Annotated in this window: 15 protein-coding genes; 5 read left to right on the top strand and 10 right to left on the bottom strand. The window is 72.4% G+C overall.

Translation table 11 applies throughout. The features are described from left to right. Window positions 1-40 precede the first annotated feature (40 nt). Window positions 41-718 (bottom strand): response regulator transcription factor, encoded by a 678-nt coding sequence (locus tag RI578_RS24155; protein ID WP_121747436.1) that lies wholly within the window; start codon window positions 716-718, stop codon window positions 41-43. A 556-nt stretch (window positions 719-1,274) separates the two neighbouring features. Here RI578_RS24155 and RI578_RS24150 point away from each other — a divergent pair. After that, window positions 1,275-2,771, top strand: coding sequence for an MFS transporter (locus RI578_RS24150; RefSeq protein WP_310873025.1), 1,497 nt, complete (start codon window positions 1,275-1,277; stop codon window positions 2,769-2,771). A gap of 908 nt (window positions 2,772-3,679) precedes the next feature. Here RI578_RS24150 and RI578_RS24145 read toward each other — a convergent pair. Together RI578_RS24145 and RI578_RS24140 are read right to left on the bottom strand one after the other, a co-directional pair. Next, complete coding sequence (locus RI578_RS24145; protein WP_310873024.1) at window positions 3,680-4,327, bottom strand: ATP-binding protein; 648 nt, start codon at window positions 4,325-4,327, stop codon at window positions 3,680-3,682. A gap of 189 nt (window positions 4,328-4,516) precedes the next feature. After that, on the bottom strand, window positions 4,517-4,894 hold the full coding sequence (locus tag RI578_RS24140) for an STAS domain-containing protein (protein ID WP_121747439.1): 378 nt from the start codon (window positions 4,892-4,894) through the stop codon (window positions 4,517-4,519). 253 nt (window positions 4,895-5,147) lie between these two features. Here RI578_RS24140 and RI578_RS24135 point away from each other — a divergent pair, with 253 nt between their 5' ends. Beyond that, window positions 5,148-6,062, top strand: a complete 915-nt coding sequence (locus RI578_RS24135) for an RNA polymerase sigma factor SigF (protein WP_310873023.1) — start codon at window positions 5,148-5,150, stop codon at window positions 6,060-6,062. Between the two features lie 247 nt (window positions 6,063-6,309). Then, window positions 6,310-7,869: an RICIN domain-containing protein gene (locus tag RI578_RS24130; RefSeq protein WP_310873022.1), complete on the top strand. Its 1,560-nt coding sequence runs from the start codon at window positions 6,310-6,312 to the stop codon at window positions 7,867-7,869. 123 nt (window positions 7,870-7,992) lie between these two features. Here RI578_RS24130 and hutI read toward each other — a convergent pair whose 3' ends face one another. Genes hutI through hutU form a run of 4 tightly spaced genes read right to left on the bottom strand, consistent with a single transcriptional unit; the run spans window position 7,993 to window position 13,455 of the window. Beyond that, window positions 7,993-9,168, bottom strand: coding sequence for an imidazolonepropionase (gene hutI / locus RI578_RS24125; protein WP_310873021.1), 1,176 nt, complete (start codon window positions 9,166-9,168; stop codon window positions 7,993-7,995). Window positions 9,169-9,209: 41 nt separating this feature from the next. Beyond that, window positions 9,210-10,556 (bottom strand): formimidoylglutamate deiminase, encoded by a 1,347-nt coding sequence (locus RI578_RS24120; RefSeq protein ID WP_310873020.1) that lies wholly within the window; start codon window positions 10,554-10,556, stop codon window positions 9,210-9,212. Then, window positions 10,553-11,776: an allantoate amidohydrolase gene (locus RI578_RS24115; protein WP_310873019.1), complete on the bottom strand. Its 1,224-nt coding sequence runs from the start codon at window positions 11,774-11,776 to the stop codon at window positions 10,553-10,555. The genes RI578_RS24120 and RI578_RS24115 overlap by 4 nt, the downstream gene beginning before the upstream one ends. Beyond that, a complete protein-coding gene (gene hutU / locus RI578_RS24110; RefSeq protein WP_310873018.1) occupies window positions 11,773-13,455 on the bottom strand; it encodes a urocanate hydratase in 1,683 nt (560 codons plus the stop codon). Before hutU ends, RI578_RS24115 begins: the two co-directional genes overlap by 4 nt. Before the next feature lie 199 nt (window positions 13,456-13,654). Here hutU and RI578_RS24105 point away from each other — a divergent pair, with 199 nt between their 5' ends. After that, on the top strand, window positions 13,655-15,031 hold the full coding sequence (locus RI578_RS24105; protein ID WP_310875846.1) for a diaminopimelate decarboxylase: 1,377 nt from the start codon (window positions 13,655-13,657) through the stop codon (window positions 15,029-15,031). Between the two features lie 95 nt (window positions 15,032-15,126). Here RI578_RS24105 and RI578_RS24100 read toward each other — a convergent pair whose 3' ends face one another. Both RI578_RS24100 and RI578_RS24095 read right to left on the bottom strand, forming a co-directional pair. Further along, window positions 15,127-15,711 carry a hypothetical protein gene (locus RI578_RS24100; RefSeq protein WP_310873017.1) on the bottom strand — a complete coding sequence of 195 codons (585 nt, stop codon included), beginning with the start codon at window positions 15,709-15,711 and terminating at the stop codon, window positions 15,127-15,129. A 120-nt stretch (window positions 15,712-15,831) separates the two neighbouring features. Further along, the gene (locus RI578_RS24095) at window positions 15,832-16,683 is read right to left on the bottom strand and encodes a MurR/RpiR family transcriptional regulator (RefSeq protein WP_310873016.1); all 852 of its coding nucleotides are present in this window, start codon (window positions 16,681-16,683) and stop codon (window positions 15,832-15,834) included. Window positions 16,684-16,849: 166 nt separating this feature from the next. Here RI578_RS24095 and RI578_RS24090 point away from each other — a divergent pair, with 166 nt between their 5' ends. Beyond that, entirely contained in the window at window positions 16,850-17,284 is a 435-nt protein-coding gene (locus tag RI578_RS24090; RefSeq protein ID WP_310873015.1) for a hypothetical protein, read from the top strand. 378 nt (window positions 17,285-17,662) lie between these two features. Here RI578_RS24090 and RI578_RS24085 read toward each other — a convergent pair whose 3' ends face one another. Next, window positions 17,663-19,051, bottom strand: coding sequence for a cystathionine beta-synthase (locus RI578_RS24085; protein WP_310873014.1), 1,389 nt, complete (start codon window positions 19,049-19,051; stop codon window positions 17,663-17,665). Window positions 19,052-19,126 lie beyond the last annotated feature (75 nt).

Genomic DNA, 19,126 nt, shown 5'->3' with positions numbered 1-19,126 from the left:
GTCCTCTTACCCGGGCAGGCCCTGAGAGCTTCTCGGTGGCTCAGTTCTTCTCGAAACGGAATCCGACGCCGCGCACGGTGGCGATGTAGCGGGGGTTCGCCGCGTCGTCCCCCAGCTTCTTGCGGAGCCAGGAGATGTGCATGTCGAGGGTCTTGGTCGACGACCACCAGGTGGTGTCCCAGACCTCGCGCATCAGCTGGTCCCGGGTGACGACCCGGCCGGCGTCGCGCACCAGCACCCGCAGCAGGTCGAACTCCTTGGCGGTGAGCTGGAGCTCCTCCTCGCCCATCCAGGCCCGGTGCGACTCGACGTCGATGCGCACACCGTGCGTGGCGGCCGGCTGCGGGGGCTCGACGGCACCGCGCCGCAGCAGGGCGCGTACCCGGGCGAGCAGCTCGGCGAGGCGGAAGGGCTTGGTGACGTAGTCGTCGGCACCCGCGTCCAGACCGACGACGGTGTCCACCTCGTCGGCGCGCGCGGTCAGGATCAGGATCGGCACGGCGTGGCCCTCGGACCGCAGCCGGCGGGCGACCTCCAGCCCGTCCATGCCCGGCAGGCCCAGGTCCAGCACGACCAGATCGATGGCGCCCTGCAGCCCGGCGTCGAGTGCGGTGGGTCCGTCCTCACGCACCTCGACCTCGTACCCTTCCCGGCGCAGTGCGCGGGCCAGCGGCTCCGAGATGGACGCGTCGTCCTCGGCGAGCAGTACACGGGTCATGAGCTGATGGTAGTCCGCTCGGAGCAGCGCCCGGGGCGTGATCGCCCCGAGGGTCTCTTACCTACGGACAAGCCGGGCACCCGCCGCGCGACCTGCCCGTCCGACCCCCCGCCGACCCGCCACCGGCCCACTGTGCGAACCTGCGCCTGTGGGGTGTCATCCTGAGATGGACCTTCGAAAGATCGTTCGCGGTTCCTTTATTACCTGTGATCCGCGTCTCAAGTCCTTCCATACCGGGCGGTGTCCTGCCGTATGGTGAATCAGCGCCTGTAGCACCCAGAGGACCTTTGGCGACAGTTCGATGCTGAGGGTCTCTTTTGTGTGCGGGCCGGCCCCCACGGCCGGCCTCGAAAGGAATGACCTGTGGCCGGGCCTCACCGCGCGCACTGACGTGCGCAGAGGCGTGGATCCCGGTGGCCGCCGTCCACCGCTTCGCAATCCGGAGCGGAATCCCCCTCAAGGCGTGGGGCGGGCGGGTGACGGCCGCCGGTGCCGGCCGCCCCCCCACCGGGCGCGCATCGCCTCATGAGCGCGTCCCGACCAGCAAGGATCGACCATGGCGTCCAGCCTGACGAAGGACTCGGTCTCCCCGGGCACCCCCGGATCCGAGAAGACCTTCTTCGGCCACCCCCGCGGACTGGCCACTCTCTTCATGACCGAGATGTGGGAGCGTTTCTCCTACTACGGCATGAGGGCTCTGCTCCCGCTGTACCTGGTGGCCCCCGGCGGTCTCGGCATGAACGCCGGCACCGCGACCGCGATCTACTCGGTGTACCTCTCGCTGGTGTACCTGCTCACGATGCCGGGCGGCTGGTTCGGCGACCGGGTCTGGGGTCCCCGCAAGACCGTCGCCGTCGCCGGCGGTGTGATCATGCTCGGCCACCTCACGCTGGCGCTGCCGTCCTCCGGCACGTTCTTCGCGGGCCTCGGTCTGGTCGCCATCGGCTCGGGTCTGCTGAAGGCCAACATCTCCACGATGGTCGGCCAGCTCTACAGCGGCCCCGACGACCCGCGCCGCGACGGTGGCTTCACCGTCTTCTACATGGGCATCAACCTGGGTGCCTTCGCGGCGCCGCTGATCATCGGCACCATCGGTGAGAACGTCAACTGGCACCTCGGCTTCGCGCTCGCCGCGGTCGGCATGGGCCTGGGCGTGATCCAGTTCCTGCTCGGCAGCCGCCACCTGGCCCCGCACTCCAGCGTGGTGCCGAAGCCGCTGTCGGTGGAGGAGAAGACCTCCACGCTGCGCAAGGCCGCGTTCTGGGCCGCGCTCGCCCTCGTCTTCTACGCGATCGTCGGCTTCTCCGGCAACTACACGCTGAACTGGATCCTGGTCCCGCTGACCCTGCTCGGCGTGATCATCCCGGTGCTGGTGCTGACGCGCATCAAGCGCGACAAGGAGCTGGACCGCGCCGAGCAGTCGAAGATGTCGGCGTACATCTGGTTCTTCGTCGCCGCGGCCGTCTTCTGGATGATCTACGACCAGGGCGGTTCGACCCTGGCGATCTTCGCCGACTCCTCGACGGACACCAGTGTCTTGGGCTGGGAGTTCCCGGTCTCCTGGTTCCAGTCGGTCAACCCGGTCATCATCATGGCCCTCGCCCCGGTCTTCGCCACGGTGTGGCTGGCGCTCGCCCGGCGCGGCAAGGAACCGAGCACGATCGTCAAGTTCTCGTTCGGCCTGGTCCTGGTCGGCGCGTCCTTCTTCCTCTTCCTGGCCCCGCTGGCCATCGCGGACGGCGGTCACAAGGCGGCCGCGCTGTGGCTGGTGGCGATCTACTTCGTCCAGACCTGCGGTGAGCTGATGCTCTCCCCGGTCGGCCTCTCGGTCACGACGAAGATGGCGCCCGTGAAGTACGCCTCGCAGATGATGGGCGTCTGGTTCCTGGCCGTCACCGCCGGTGACGCCACGACCGGCCTGCTCTCCATCGCCGGCGTCGACCTCAACAAGACGGGCATCGTCGCCGCGGAGGCCGCCCTGGCCGTCCTCGCCGGTGTCGCGATCTGGATGTACCGCAAGCGCGTGAAGGAACTCATGGGCGACGTCCGCTGAGACCTGCCGACCTGGCGGTTCTTGCTTACGGAGGGTCATCGCATCCCGGTGGATGCGGTGGCCCTCCGGGCGTTTTTTGGGGGGTGGGTGCGGGGCGTGGGGTGGGGCGGGCGGGGTGCGCGCGTGTGCGGGGCGTGAGGGCGTGCGGGACGCGGGGGTGGTGCGGGGGTGCGGATGAGGCGCGGGGCCTCTGAGGGGCGCACGTGGAGGTGTTCTGGGACGGGCCTGGGCACGGGGCGGGGGCGGGAGCCGACTCCTCGCCCGGCGGATGCTGGGTGCGCACCGGCGACCGCCCGCGAAGCTCGGGGCTGCGCGGGGCGCGGGACAGAGGGCGACGGGCGCCTGATGCAGCGCGGGGCGGCAGCGGCGGGCGCTTGCGGCTGTACGGGGTGCGGGCCGCAGGGCGACGGGCGCGCTAGAGAGAAAGCGCGGGCACAGGGCGGCGAGCGGCGAGCGCAGAAACTTGCGGCTGTACGAGGCGCGAGCCACAGGGCGACGACGGGCGCTAGAGAGACAGCGCGGGCACAGGGCGGCGAGCGCAGAAGCTTGCGGCTGTACGGGGCGGGCCGCAGGGCGACGGGCCCTTGAGGCTGCGCGGGGCACAGGGCGGCGGCAGGGGCCGCTTGAGGCAGCGCGAGGCGCGAGCCGCAGAACGGCGGGCGGCGGGCGCTTGGGTGCAGGGCGACGCAGGAACTCAGGGCTGCGCGGTGCACAGGGCGACGCAGGAACTCAAGGCTGCGCTGGGCGCAGGGCCACAGGGCGCCGAGCCCGGCACGCGCAGGGGTGCAGCAGGGGTGCAGGGGACGCAGTCCCCGCCGGGGTCTGGGGCGGAGCCCCAGGGGCGTCGGTCTCCTGGCCAACCGAGTCGGGCGGGCGGGTGGGAAAAGGCCGGCAAGAGCGCCGCAGGCCTACGCCGGCGCCCCCAGCTCGGCCCACACCCGCTTGCCCGCGACCCCCGGCGTACGCACCACGCCCCAGTCCAGGCACAGCCGCTGCACGATGAACATGCCGTGGCCGCCAGGACGCCCCGCCCGGTGCGGGGTCCGCGGCGCCGGCTGACCCGTACCCCGGTCGGAGACCTCCAGCCGGATCACCTTCTTCTCACAGGTGATCCACAGCTCGTCCGGCCCCTCGGCATGCAGACACGCGTTGGTGACCAGCTCGGACACCACGAGGAGCACGTCCTCGGCGGCGGCCCGCTGGTCCGCGGTGGCGGAGGGCAGCCAGCCCCAGGCGTACAGCGCCTGGCGGGTGAAGTCACGAGCGAGCGGGACCACCCCGCTCTGGTCGTCGAAGATCAGCCTGCGTCCCTGCCGCCCACCGCCCCCCGCAGGCGCGGCCCCTTCCCCGACCGGAGACGGAGACGAGGAGGAAGAGGACGGGGCCGAGGCCGCGGACGGGGACGACGGCGCGGACGTCCCGATCACGGCGGCCTGCCCCGCGGACACGCCCCCCTCGGACTCCCCGGTCCCGGGCACGCCCCCCTCGGACGCCCCGGAAGCGCCGCTGGGCTCCGGACCGCGGTCGCCCGGCGAGTAGGGCCGGGTGGTGCTCATCAGCGCTTCACCTCACCGATTCACCAGTTCACGTTTCAAAGTCGTACGTCGTACACAGTCAGCTCAGGGTGTCTCCTGCCCGACCGGCCCGTCCGAACACCCCTGTATTCGGCACGAAACACAGGACGGGGCGAAAACGCCTGCCCCAGACAGCGCACGAGACCCGCCGCCGGCCGGACAAGGGCCGGTTCAGTCGGATTCGTCGGCCAGGGCGGCCTCAAGGGTGTCATGGAGGGTGAAGACCGCTTCGGCCCCCGTGATCTCGAACACGCGAGCCACCACGGGCTGCATGGCCACCAGATGTACACCGCCCCCCGCGGCCTCCGCCTTCAACCGCGCGCCGAGCAGGACGTTGAGTCCCGTGGAGTCGCAGAACTCCAGGCGCGAGCAGTCGACGACGAGCCGGTTGAATCCCTTGGCGAGACAGTCCTCCAGTGGCTCGCGCAACAGTTCGGCGGTGTGGTGATCCAACTCACCCGCCGGTGTCACGACGGCACTGGGGCCCTCTTCCCGTACTTCGACCAGAAGCCGGCCCGACTGGGCACTGCCGACCGTCCCGCGGTCCATGCCGTTTCTCTCTCCCGAGGTCGTGACTGCTTGCTGACGCCCTCGAACACTACGCCTTCCCACCGCACTCCGACACCCGAACAACCGCACACAAACGGACATACCCACACAGAACACACTTGCGGTGGGCTCGGTAAACCCGGTAGGGCTAGTAAGGACACGTAAACCGACACGGCCGGCTTTGGAGGCGCCGCACACCGCAGTGCACGTAATTGGCTTCGGCAGCCGTATGCCGAGAACGATGGAGGACATCATGTCACCCCGGCTCGACGGATCGCGTACCCAAGAAGCGACGTCGACACTCCCTCCGGAACATCTGGATCCCATCGAGCACCATGACGCGGTCGTCGACCACGACGGCGCACTCGCCGGGCTTCCGGACATCCCCGCTTACGACGAGGTTGCTCCGGCGGACGCCCGGGCCCTGTCCAAGACCCTCTTCGAGCGGCTCGAGTCGCTGGAGGAAGGCACCCACGAGCACGCGTACGTACGCAACACGCTCGTCGAGCTCAACCTCGCGCTGGTCAAGTTCGCGGCCTCCCGCTTCCGCTCCCGCAGCGAGCCGATGGAGGACATCATCCAGGTCGGCACGATCGGCCTGATCAAGGCGATCGACCGCTTCGAGATGTCCCGCGGTGTGGAGTTCCCCACGTTCGCGATGCCGACCATCATCGGCGAGATCAAGCGCTTCTTCCGCGACACCTCGTGGTCCGTGCGCGTCCCGCGCCGCCTCCAGGAGCTGCGGCTCGACCTGGCCAAGGCCGGCGACGAGCTGGCCCAGCGCCTCGACCGCGCCCCCACGGTGAGCGAGCTGGCCGAGCACCTCGGCCTGTCCAAGGACGAGGTCGTCGAGGGCATGGCGGCCTCCAACGCCTACACCGCCTCCTCGCTGGACGCCCAGCCGGAGGAGGACGACGCGGAGGGCGCGCTGGCCGACCGCATCGGCTACGAGGACCACGGACTCGAAGGCATCGAGTACGTCGAGTCACTGAAGCCGCTGATCGCCGAACTCCCGCCCCGGGACCGCAAGATCCTCTCGCTCCGCTTCGTCGCGGGCATGACCCAGTCGGAGATCGGCGAGGAGCTCGGCATCTCCCAGATGCACGTCTCGCGCCTGCTCTCGCGCACACTCGTACGGCTGCGCAAGGGGCTCACGGTCGAGGAGTAGTCCTCACCGGGTGACGCTTGCCCTCCAGGGGGGTGGTCCGAAATCGGGCCGCCCCCCTTCGGGTTGGGTGCGCCGCCTGCGGTACGGACCATCGCGCGCGTCCGGAGCCGCCGCCGAAACAGCCGCCGGTTACCCACGGAAACCTCTTTCCTCACGGGCCCCGTTCCACCACTATGAGGCACCCCACAAACTGGCCGGTACGTCAGGACCGGCACCGTGGAGTCGCGGGGTACGAGGAGGCGGACGGATGGCTCGGGGCGACGGGACCGACGGTGGTGCCCAGGCCGGGGACGAGACGTACGCCGGCGCGTCCGACGCGCGGCTGACCGAACTGCTGCGCGCCGACACCCCCACCGCCTATCCGGCGCTCCAGGAACTCCGCGCACGGCACCAGCCTGCGGTACTCGCCTACGCCCGTCTGTGCACGGCCGGCGAGTCCACGGCACGGCAACTGGCCGCGCGCACCTTCGCGCTGGCGGCCCGTCGGGCTGCCCGCGGCACCGACGCCGGCGGGCCGTGGCGGCACCAACTGCTGCTCCTGGCCGGTGAGACCGCTGCCGAGTGGGCGGCCGACGAACGCTCCGCCGGGCTCGACGCCGGTCTGCTCCTCGTGGTGAACACGGCGGGCACGGGCTGCCCGGTCCCGCCCATGCTCGCGGCCTTCCGCTCCCTGCCGCCCCGTGCCCAGGGCATGATCTGGTACGGGGTGGTGGACCGGGAGCCCGCCGACCGGACGGCCGAGCTGCTCGGCCTCGGCCGCCAGGACGTCACGTACGGCACACAGCCCGCGCTCCAGGCACTGGCGCAGGCCTGTCTGCGGTCCCGGCTGGCCGCCTCCGAGGACCCGCGCTGTGTGGACTTCCGGCGCCTCATCGAGGAGTCGGTACGGCCCGACACCCCGCGGGACAGCGCCGACCTGCACGCCCACATGGCGCACTGCCCGCACTGCACGGCGGCGCACGAGGAGCTGTGCACCCTGCGGGACACCCCGCGCACGGCCCTGGCCGAGGGACTGCTGCCGTGGGCGGGCACGGCGTACGCGGCGCGGGAGACGGACGAGCCGGACGGCGTCACCTCGCTCGCGATGCCCGGGACCTGGCCGCCGTCGCGCCGTTTCGCGCTGGCCTCGGCGGCCCTGGGCGTGGCCCTGGTGCCGCTGCTCTTCCTGGTGCTGTCGCCGGACGACACGCCGTCCCGGCCGGCGGCGAACGCGTCGACACGTCCCCCCGCCGGACCACCCCCGGTGACGGTGACGGCGACCGTCCCGGCGACGCCGTCCTCCCCCACGCCGTCGCCGTCGCCCTCCGCGTCGTCGAAGTCCCCCTCGCCGAGGCCGAGTCCGACGCCCTCGCGCACCGTCCGGCCGTCGCCGACGCCGTCCACGCCGTCGTACCGGGCGCCGGGCGGCACGTACTCCCAGGTGGTGAACGTCGCCTCGGACCGGTGCCTGGACATCGACGGCGGCCTGGAGAAGGGCACGGACGTCGTCACGGCGCCCTGCACCTCGTCCCACACCCAGCTGTGGCGGGTCGACGCCGGGCGCGGGGTGGTCCAGTCGTACGCCGACGAGGACTACTGCCTGGACAGCCGCGGCTCCATGGACGAGGGCGTCGGCATCTGGGAGTGCGACTCGGTCGACGGACGCAACGGCCAGAACCTCCGCTTCTCGGTGAACACGCGCGGTGTGATCCGCCCCGGCATCGCCCCGGACCGCGCGGTGACCCCGGGCGGGGGCGACGCGGTGGTCCTCGTCGGGACGGCGTCGGGGCGGACGGACCAGCGGTGGCGCGCCGGGGCGGCCTCCTGAGCGATCCGGGCGGGAAACCGGGCGCGGACCCGGGCGGGAAACCGGACGCGAGCCCGGGCGGGAAACCGGACGCGAGCCGGGGCGGGAAACCGGACGCGAGCCGGGCGGATTTCCGGGCGGGAATCAGACCACGCGTGCGCCGCGCCGCCACACCCCGCTGACCAGTGGGACGCCGGGCCGGTAGGCCAGGTGCACGTGGCTCGGGGCGTCGAGGAGGGTCAGGTCGGCGTACGCGCCCGGGGTGAGGCGGCCGATGTCGTCGCGGCGCAGGGCGGCCGCGCCGCCCGCGGTGGCCGACCAGACCGCCTCGTCGGGGGTCATCCCCATGTCCCGTACGGCGAGGGCTACGCAGAAGGGCACGGAGGACGTGAAGGACGAGCCGGGGTTGCAGTCGGTGGACAGCGCGACCGTCACACCGGCGTCGATGAGGCGCCGGGCGTCCGGCCATTCGGCGCGGGTGGAGAACTCGGCGCCGGGGAGCAGGGTGGCGACCGTGCGGCTGTTCGCGAGGGCGTCCACGTCGGCGTCGGTGAGGTGGGTGCAGTGGTCGGCGCTGGCGGCGTCGAGTTCGACCGCGAGCTGGACGCCGGGGCCGTAGGAGAGCTGGTTGGCGTGGACGCGCGGGTGCAGGCCCTTGGCCTTGCCGGCGGTGAGGACGGCGCGGGCCTGGTCGCCGTCGAAGGCGCCCTTCTCGCAGAACACGTCGATCCACCGGGCGTGCGGGGCGCAGGCGTCGAGCATCTCGCCGGTGACGAGGGCGACGTAGGCGGCCGGGTCGTCGGCGAGTTCGGGGGCGACGATGTGGGCGCCGAGGAAGGTGACCTCGTCGGTGTGGCGGGCGGCGATGCGCAGGGCGCGGGACTCGTCGACGGTGGTCAGGCCGTACCCGGACTTGGTCTCGAAGGTGGTGGTGCCCTGGCGCAGGGCCTCTTCGAGGTAGCGGGTGAGGCCCGCCTCCAGTTCCGCGTCGCTCGCGGCGCGGGTCGCGGCGACGGTGGTGCGGATGCCGCCGGCGCTGTAGGGGCGGCCGGACATGCGGGCGTTGAACTCCTCGGTGCGGTCGCCGCCGAAGAGGAGGTGGGAGTGGGAGTCGACGAAGCCGGGGAGGACCGCCCGGCCGCCGGCGTCGACCCGATTGTCAGTGGCGGGTGCTTTGCTTGATTCACCGGTCCACGCGACGCGGTCGCCGTCGATGACGACGGCCGCGTCCCGGACCAGTCCGAGGGGGGAGTTGTCACCGAGGGAGGGGTCGTTGGTGACCAGTGCGGCGATGTTGGTGATGACGGTGCTGCTGCTCATGATGTCCGTGACGTCCTCGTGGGGGCGGGAGCGGGCGTTCGTTACTGGGCGCGCAGGGCTGCCACGGCCCGCGCGAGGGCCTCGGGCACATCGGGTACGAGGGTGTGCGCCCCGTCGCGTACGACGTGCCGTCCGCCCACGATCGTGTGCCGTACGTCCGCTGCCGTCGCGGCGAATACGGCCGTCTCGGCGCCGAGCCTGGGCAGCGGCCCCGCCGTTCTGACCGAGTCGAGGGCGAGAGTGGTGAGGTCGGCGCGGGCGCCGGCCTCGATGGTCCCGGTGTCGTCCCAGCCGAGGGCGGCGTGGCCGTCGGCGGTGGCGGCGCGCAGCAGGGCGGCGGCGGTCCAGTGGCCGCGGGTGCGGGTGCGCAGGCGCTCGTTCAGCTCCATGGCGCGCGCCTCTTCGAGCAGGTCGACGACGGCGTGGCTGTCGGAGCCGAGGGAGAGCGGGGAGCCCGCCCGCTGGAGGGCGGCGGCGGGACCGATGCCATCGGCGAGGTCGCGTTCCGTGGTGGGGCACACGCAGGTGCCGGTGCGGCTGCCGCCGAGCAGGGCGATGTCCTCGTCGGTGAGGTGGGTGTTGTGGACGCCGGTGGTGCGGGGTCCGAGCACGCCGTGGTCGGCGAGGAGCCGGGTGGGGGTGCGGCCGTGGGCGTCGCGGCAGGCGTCGTTCTCGGCGGTCTGCTCGGACAGGTGCACATGCAGCGGGGCCCGCCGTTCCTCGGCCCAGCGCGCCACGGTCGCCAACTGGTCGGCGGGCACGGCCCGTACGGAGTGGATCGCCGCCCCGATCCGTGCGTGATCCCGTTCCTTGAGAACTGAACAGCGTTCCGCCCAGGCGTCCGCCGTCCCGTCGGAGAAGCGGCGCTGGTGGTTGTTCGGGGGCTGCCCGAAGCCGGCGGACAGGTAGCAGGTGTCGAGGAGGGTGATGCGGATGCCGGCTTCGGCGGCGGCCTCGATCAGGGCCTCGCCCATCGCGTTGGGGTCGGCGTAGGGGGTGCCGCCGGGGGCGTGGTGGACGTAGTGGAACTCGCCGACGGTGGTGATGCCGGCGAGCGCCATCTCGGCGTACACCGCGCGGGCGAGGTCGTGGTAGGTCTCCGGGGTCAGCCGGTCGGCGACGGAGTACATGACCTCGCGCCAGGTCCAGAAGGTGCCGGAGCCGACCTGGACGGTGCCGCGCAGGGCGCGGTGGAAGGCGTGCGAGTGGGCGTTCGCCAGGCCCGGGAGGGTCAGTCCGCGCAGCGGCTCCGCGCCCGGGGGCGGGGCGGGGACGTCCGTGCGGACGGCGGTGACGCGGCCGTCGCGCACGTCCACGGCGACGCCCGGCTCGACGTGGGTGCCGAGCCAGGCGTGCTCCAGCCAGTACGTCCGCTTGGTGGGGGTCACGTGCGGGCCAGCCCTTCCAGTACGTCGGCGAGTGCGCTCACCCCGGCCACGCAGTCGTCCTCGGCGGCGTACTCGGCCGGGGAGTGCGAGACGCCGGTGGGGTTGCGCACGAACAGCATGGCGGTCGGGACGCGTCCGGAGAGGATTCCGGCGTCGTGTCCGGCGCCGGTGCCGAGGACGGGCACCTTGAGATCCGTTTCCGTGTCGCCGCCGAGGATGCGGGCCAGTTCGTCGCGCAGGGCGTGGTCGAACTCGACGACGGGGGTGAAGGACTCGCGTACGACGTCGAGATCGGCGCCGTGGGCGGCGGCGTACTCACGAGCGGCCTTCTCCACCCCGCCGACCACGGCGTCCAGGCTTTCCTGGTCGGCGGCGCGGGAGTCGAGCCAGCCGCGTACGAGGGACGGGATGGCGTTGACGCCGTTGGGCTCGACGGCGATCTTGCCGAAGGTGGCGACGGCACCGGCGAGTTCCGCCTCGCGGCGGGCGGCGAGCACGGTCTCGGCGTAGGACAGCATGGGGTCGCGCCGGTCGGCGAGGCGGGTGGTGCCGGCGTGGTTGGCCTCGCCCCGGAAGTCGAACCGCCAGCGTCCGTGCGGCCAGATGGCGGACGCGATGCCGATCCGGTCGCCGGACAGGTCGAGGGCGCGGCCCTGTTCGACGTGGAGTTCGACGAAGGCGCCGATGCGGGCCAGCCGCTCGGGATCGGGGCCGATGGTGTCCGGGTCGTGTCCGGCGGCCTCCATGGCCTGCGGGAGCGTGATGCCGTCGCCGTCGGTGAGGCGGTGGGCCTGCTCGGCGGTCAGGGCGCCCGCGGTGAGCCGGGAGCCGACGCAGGCGAGGCCGAAGCGGGCGCCCTCCTCGTCGCCGAAGTTGACGATGCCCAGCGGCCTGGTGAGCCGCGCTCCCCTGTCGCGCAGTTCGTCCAGGGCGGCGAAGGCGGAGACGACGCCGAGGGGCCCGTCGAAGGCGCCGCCGTCGGGCACGGAGTCGAGGTGGGAGCCGGTGACGACGGCGTTCCCGGCGGCGGGGTCACCGAGCCAGGCCCACTGGTTGCCGTTGCGGTCGGTCTCGTAGGTCAGCCCGCGTGCCTCGGCCTGCTCCCGGAACCAGGCCCGGCAGTCGGTGTCGGCACCGGTCCAGGCGTAGCGGCGGTAGCCGCCGGAGGCGGAGCTGCGGCCGACCGGCAGCAGCTCCGCCCACATGCTGTGGAAGCTCACGCGTCGTCACCCTCGCGGGTCTCGGCACCCTCGCGCATCGGCACCCGCACGTCCCGCTCCCCGGCGACCGACTCGGCGATGTCGTACCCGGCGTCGACGTGCCGGATGACACCCATGCCGGGGTCGTTGGTGAGGACCCGACGGATCTTCTCGCCGGCCAGCGCGGTGCCGTCGGCGACCGTGACCTGCCCGGCGTGGATGGAGCGGCCCATGCCGACGCCGCCGCCGTGGTGGAGGGAGACCCAGGAGGCGCCGGAGGCCACGTTGACCATGGCGTTGAGCAGCGGCCAGTCGGCGATGGCGTCGGAGCCGTCGAGCATGGCCTCGGTCTCGCGGTACGGGGAGGCGACGGAGCCGCAGTCGAGGTGGTCGCGGCCGATGACGATCGGGGCGGACAGTTCACCGCTCGCGACCATGTCGTTGAACCGCTCACCGGCCTTGTCGCGCTCGCCGTAGCCGAGCCAGCAGATCCGGGCGGGCAGGCCCTGGAAGTGGACCCGCTCCCCCGCCATCTTGATCCAGCGGGCGAGGGACTCGTTCTCGGGGAAGAGGTCGAGGATCGCCTTGTCGGTCCTGGCGATGTCGGCGGGGTCGCCGGACAGGGCGGCCCAGCGGAAGGGGCCCTTGCCCTCGCAGAAGAGGGGGCGGATGTAGGCGGGGACGAAGCCGGGGAAGGCGAAGGCCCGGTCGTATCCGGCGAGCTGGGCCTCGCCGCGGATGGAGTTGCCGTAGTCGAAGACCTCGGCGCCGGCGTCCTGGAAGCCGACCATGGCCTCGACGTGCCGGGCCATGGACTCGCGGGCGCGGGTGGTGAAGCCGGCCGGGTCCTTGGCGGCGGCGTCGGCCATGTCCTCGAAGGCGATCCCGGTGGGCAGGTAGGCCAGGGGGTCGTGGGCCGAGGTCTGGTCGGTGACGATGTCGATCGGGGCGCCCATGGCGAGCAGCTGCGGGACCAGCTCGGCGGCGTTGCCGAGGACGCCGATGGACAGCGGCTTGCGCCGGTCCCGGGCCTCGGTGGCGAGCTGGAGGGCGTGGTCGAGGGAGTCGGCCTTCACGTCGAGGTAGCGGTGCTCGATGCGGCGGTCGATGGCGCGCGGGTCGCAGTCGACGCAGATCACCACGCCGTCGTTCATGGTGACGGCGAGCGGCTGGGCGCCGCCCATGCCGCCGAGGCCGGCGGTGAGGGTGATGGTCCCGGCGAGGGTGCCGCCGAACTTCTTGGCGGCGACGGCGGCGAAGGTCTCGTAGGTGCCCTGGAGGATGCCCTGGGTGCCGATGTAGATCCAGGAACCGGCCGTCATCTGCCCGTACATGGTGAGGCCGAGGGCCTCCAGGCGGCGGAACTCCTCCCAGTTCGCCCAGTCGCCGACCAGGTTGGAGTTGGCGATGAGGACGCGCGGAGCCCACTCGTGGGTCTGCATGACACCGACCGGACGGCCCGACTGGACGAGCATCGTCTCGTCCTGCTTGAGGGTCCGCAGCGTACGGACCATGGCGTCGAAGGACCGCCAGTCGCGTGCCGCCTTGCCCGTCCCGCCGTAGACGACGAGCTTGTCGGGATGCTCGGCGACCTCGGGGTCGAGGTTGTTCTGCAGCATCCGCAGGGCGGCCTCCTGCTGCCAGCCCAGGGCACTCGGCGTCGTACCGCGTGGCGCTCGGACAGGGCGGGGTCCGGACATGGTCTGCCTCCTGGTGGCTTGCTCCCGGCGGATTGTTACTGCGGATATTCATATCCTCGCTTCGTGAATAGAACTAGTCAATACGTCCGTGTCCCGGCACGAACGCGTCGCGGGTGTTTGGCTGGATACGTGGGGCAGGCGGCGGGACGGGTCGGCGGGCAACGAGCGGACGGAGGATCGCGTGAGTGACGGCACGGGCATGAGCGGTGGTCTCGGCGGCAGCGACGCGGAGCGGGCGGCGCGGCGGGACGAGGCGGTGCGGGCGGCCGTGGAGCAGGGGCTGCTCGGAGCGGACGCCCCGATCATCGGGCTGCTGGACGTCGCCGGGATACGGGGGTCGGCGGCGGCGCTGCGGGCCGCGTTCGAGGCGGTGACGGCGCCCGGGACGCCCGTGCTGCACGCCTTCGCGGTGAAGGCGACCCCGCTGGTCCCGGTGGTGCGGCTGCTGCACGAGGAGGGCATCGGCGCGGAGGTCGCGAGCCCGGGTGAACTGGCGCTGGCACGGGCGGCGGGTGTGCCGCCGGAGCGGACCGTGCTGGACTCGCCCGCCAAGACGCCGAGCGAGCTGCGCGAGGCGCTCGCGCTGGGCATCGCGGTCAACGCGGACAATCCGCAGGAGCTGGAGCGCCTGGACGGCCTGATGGCCGAGGGGGCGAGCCGCTCCACGAGCCGCTCCCCGCTCGGCATCCGGGTCAACCCGCAGGTCGGCGGGGGTTCCATCGAGGCGCTGTCGACGGCGACGGCGACCTCGAAGTTCGGGGTGGCGCTGCGCGACGAGGGGGCGCGCGAGTGGGTGGTGCGGGCGTATCTGGACCGGCCGTGGCTGACCCGGCTGCACGCCCACACCGGGTCACAGGGCATCCCGTTGGCGCTGATGACCGAGGGCGCGGCCGAGACGTACGCGCTCGCCGAGGAGATCAACGAGCGGGCCGGGCGCCGCCAGGTCGACACGCTCGACATCGGCGGCGGGCTGCCGGTGAACTTCGCGTCGGACGAGACGACACCGACGTACGCCGAGTACGCGCGCGTGCTGCGCGAGGCCGTACCTGGGCTGTTCGACGGACGGTACGGGCTGGTCACCGAGTTCGGGCGGTCGCTGCTGGCCAAGCACGGCACGGTGGTGGCGCGCGTGGAGTACGCCAAGAGCGCCGGGGGACGGCCGGTCGCGGTGACACACGCAGGCGTGCAGGTCGCGACCCGGACGGTGTACTCGCCGGGGGCGTGGCCGCTGCGGATCGCCGCGTACGACGGCAAGGGGCTGCCGAAGGAGGGGCCCGCCGTGGTGCAGGACGTGGCCGGGCCGGCGTGCTTCGCGGGGGACCTGCTGGCGACGGGGCGTGCGCTGCCGCTGCTGGAGCAGGGGGACTACGCGGCCGCGCTGGACACGGGGGCGTATTACTTCGCGCATCACTACGCGTACAACTCGCTCGCGCGTCCGGGGGTGTACGGGTTCGGGCCGGACGGTTCCGGGGGTGTCGCCTTCGCGACCGTGCGAGAGGCCCAGTCGGTGGCGGAGATCGTGGTGGAGGCGGGCGGGGCGCACGCGGACGCGCTGACGTACCCGTCCGGGTCATGACACGGCCGAGGTGACGCCCTGGGGGCGCGGGGAACTGCGCGACCAGCCACGACGCACCGGCACCGGCACCGGCACCGGCACCGATGACCTCCGCATCACACCAGCTCCGCCGTCTTGCGGCGTGCACCGCCCGGGGCCGCGTCGCCCGCCGCGATGCCTGTGCTGCGGTACCCACGAACGGCCTTGCCCGCCGGGCGGCCACCGCCGCGGGCGAGCCAGTCCACGCGGACCCACAGCAGGGCCTCGCCGGCCTGTTCGCGGCGGCCGATCCAGCCGGACTTCAGCCACAGTCCGACGCCGCAGCCGGCCATCAGCAGTCCGGCGGCGGCGGGGACGGCGAAGGCGCTGCCCAGGGCGGCGAGGAAGGCGAGGAGCAGCCACCAGCGGTGGCCCCGGCGCCAGTTGCGCAGTGTCACCGCGCGGTCCTGGAGCACGTCGTGCTTGCCCGCGCGGTCGGCCGAGCGGGCCAGGGCGGTGTACCGCCTTCGGCGCACGGACGCGACGACCGCCGCCGCGACGATGAACAGCGCGGCGCCCGCCAGGACGCCGATCCGGCGTCCGGTCAGCCCGGGCACCAGCACCCCGATGCCCGCCGCGAGTACGCCCAGCCACCACAGCGGTGCCGCTCCCGCCCGTACGACGACGGCGACCCGAGCCAGCCCCTGTCCTCCGCGCGCCACGTCCGGCCTCCTCTTCCGTTCTGCTTCCTGCGATGCGTCTGAAGGGTGTGAGGCGAGGCAGGTTAACGGGAGAAGGTGAGACGAGTCTGAGAAACGGGCCGCCGGTGCCGGCGCCCCGTGTCAGTCCACGAAGAGGCCCCGCACCGCCGCCTTCGTGTCGAACTCCTCCAGCCGGGCCTGGGCGTCCGGCAGGTCGTCGCACATCGCCTCCAGCAGCACCCGGCCGAGCAGCATCGGCGCGCAGGCGGTGTCGAAGGCGAGGCCGGTACCGACGGCGGCGGGCAGCAGCAGGTCGGAGACCTTGGCGACCGGTGCGAAGGCGGAGTCGGCGACGGTCACCACCGTGAGCCCCGCCTCCTTGGCGTGGGCGAGCGTGTCGACGACCTCGCGCGGATGGCGGGGCAGGGCGAAGCAGAGCAGGGCCGTCGCGCCGGCCCGGACGGCGGCGTCGATGCGGTCGTGCAGCATCGTGCCCCCCTCGTTCAGCAGCCGCACGTCCGGATGGACCTTGGCGGCGAAGTAGGCGAAGCCGTGCGCCTGGGCCGCCGCCGCCCGCAGTCCGAGGACGGGCAGGGGCCGGCTCCCGGCGAGCAGGCGGCCCGCCTCCCGCACCGGCCCCGGGTCGGCGAGCGCCTCCGCCAGATGGCGCAGGTTCTCGATCTCGGCCTCCACGGCCTGCTGGTACTCGTTGCAGGAGCCGGTGTCCGCCACCGGCTCCGCGGGCGCGACCTCGCGCAGATGGCGGCGCAGCGCCGGGTAGCCGTCGAAGCCGAGGGCGACGGCGAAGCGGGTCACGGACGGCTGACTGACCCCGGCCAGTTCGGCGAGCTCCACACTGGACAGGAAGGGCACCTCGGAGGCGCGCCGCACCATGCTGTGCGCGATGCGCCGCTGGGTCGGCGTCAGCCGGTGCCCCTCGAAGAGCGCCTGCAGCCGCACGGCCGGGCTGTCGGTCCCGTTGTTCCCGCTCATGACGTGCTCCCCCTCGCCGCTATTCACTGTCCCCGATTCCTGCATACCGTTATACAGCGAGGCGGCGGCCCGCACGACGCCGAGCGTCCCCCTCCCGGCCGCCCCAGTCACAAGACGGGGGCTAACCCCAGTGCCGCCGGCGCTCCGGCTGCCTACCGTGGGAGCCATGACGGGAATGGACGGGCGGGACACCGACCTCAAGAAGGAACTCGACGCCACCCTGCAGACCCGCAGGGAACTCGGCGAGGAGTACGAGTCCGCGCTGGTCGACTCGTTCCTGGAGAAGGTCGACCAGCGCATCGACGGAACGGTCGAGCGCCGGGTGCGCCGGCAGCTCGCCGAGCAGCAGATGGCGACGGCCCGGGACAGCCGGTCGCCGAGGCCCACGGACTCCTTCGGCGAGCGCTTCGGCTTCGGCATCGTCTCGCTGGTCCTCGCGGTCCCGCTGTCCGCGATCGGCGGCGGCGTCGCCGACCTCCCCGGGCTGCTGGTCGCCTGGGCCGGCATCGTCGGGGTGAACGTCGTCCAGGCCGCCCGGACCACTCCCGGTCTCTTCGGACGGCGCCGGCGCGCCGACAAGGACGACGCCTGGCAGGACTGAGAAAGGACTGCGCGGGGACCGCCGCACCCCCATCACTGGGGGGCGGGACGACGGCGGTCCCCGCGGGGACGCGCGATGCCCGGGCCTCACGGCCGGGGCGGCGCGTCCGTGGCGTCCATGGAGGTCCGGGAGCCGCTCCGGAAGGTCCTTGACGCCGTTCGGTGCCGGCCGGGGCGGGGAGCCGCTCCCGCCCTGCCGACAACCACCACTGTGCCGGGCGCGTGTTAAGCGTGTGCTGCGCGAACGTGACGTGCGCGTACCACTTCCGCTAAGTCCGCGGAGATCATCGGGCGCTCCAAATCCGGCCGCACGGCCGCTGGTTCACCCGGCGTTCACCGCGACCTCCCACACCCCTCCGCGACGTCCCGCTACGTCCCGCTACTTCCCGCTCTTCGCGAGGAAGGACAGCAGGTCCTGACGGCTCACCACACCGGTCGGCTTGCCCTCGACGAGGACGATCGCCGCGTCCGCGACGCCGAGCACCGACATCAGGTCCGCGACCGGCTCGCCGGAGCCGACCTGCGGCAGCGGGGCCGACACATGCTTCTCCAGCGGGTCCTCCAGCGAGGCGCGCTTGGCGAACAGGGCGTCCAGCAGCTCGCGTTCCACGACCGAGCCGACGACCTCGGCGGCCATCACGTCCGGGTGACCGGCGCCGGGCTTGACGATCGGCATCTGCGAGACGCCGTACTCGCGCAGTACGTCGATGGCCTGACCGACCGTCTCGTCCGGGTGCATGTGAACGAGGGAGGGGATGTGGCCGCCCTCCTTGTGGTTCAGGACGTCGGCGACGCGCGCGCTGGGACCGGCGTCCTCCAGGAAGCCGTAGTCGGCCATCCACTCGTCGTTGAAGATCTTGCTGAGGTATCCGCGCCCGCTGTCCGGGAGGAGTACGACGACCACGTCGTCCTCACCGAGCCGCTCGGCCACCTCCAGCGCCGCGACGACCGCCATGCCGCAGGAGCCGCCCACCAGCAGGCCCTCCTCCTTGGCGAGGCGGCGGGTCATCTGGAAGGAGTCCTTGTCGGAGACGGCGACGATCTCGTCGGCGACGTTCCGGTCGTACGCCGTCGGCCAGAAGTCCTCGCCGACGCCCTCGACGAGGTAGGGGCGCCCCGAGCCGCCGGAGTACACCGAGCCCTCGGGGTCGGCGCCGATCACCTTGACCGCGCCGTCGCTGACCTCCTTCAGGTACCGGCCGGTGCCGGAGATGGTGCCTCCGGTGCCGACGCCGGTGACGAAGTGGGTGATCTTCCCCTCCGTCTGCTCCCACAGCTCGGGGCCGGTCGAGTGGTAGTGGGAGAGCGGGTTGTGCGGGTTGGAGTACTGGTCCGGCTTCCAGGCGCCCGGCGTCTCGCGGACCAGCCGGTCGGAGACGTTGTAGTAGGAGTCCGGGTGCTCGGGGTCGACCGCCGTGGGGCAGACGACCACCTCGGCGCCGTACGCGCGCAGCACGTTGATCTTGTCGGTGGACACCTTGTCAGGGCAGACGAAGATGCACTTGTAGCCCTTCTGCTGGGCCACGATGGCGAGTCCCACGCCCGTGTTGCCGCTGGTCGGCTCGACGATCGTGCCGCCCGGCTGGAGGGCTCCGCTCTGCTCTGCGGCCTCGATCATGCGCAGGGCGATGCGGTCCTTCACCGAGCCGCCCGGGTTGAAGTACTCCACCTTGGCCAGGACGGTCGCCCTGATGCCCTTGGTCACGCTGTTGAGCCGCACCAGCGGGGTGTTGCCGACGAGGCTGATCATCGAGTCGTGGAAATGCACCGTGGTCTCCGGATGCCGCAAAGGATGTGGTCGTTATCGGTCCGGCCAGCCTATGGCCTGCCGATGCCCCGTGAC

This window comes from Streptomyces sp. BB1-1-1, assembly GCF_031597775.1.
Lineage (GTDB): Bacteria > Actinomycetota > Actinomycetes > Streptomycetales > Streptomycetaceae > Streptomyces > Streptomyces thinghirensis.
This window is presented reverse-complemented; position numbering and strand designations above follow the sequence as displayed.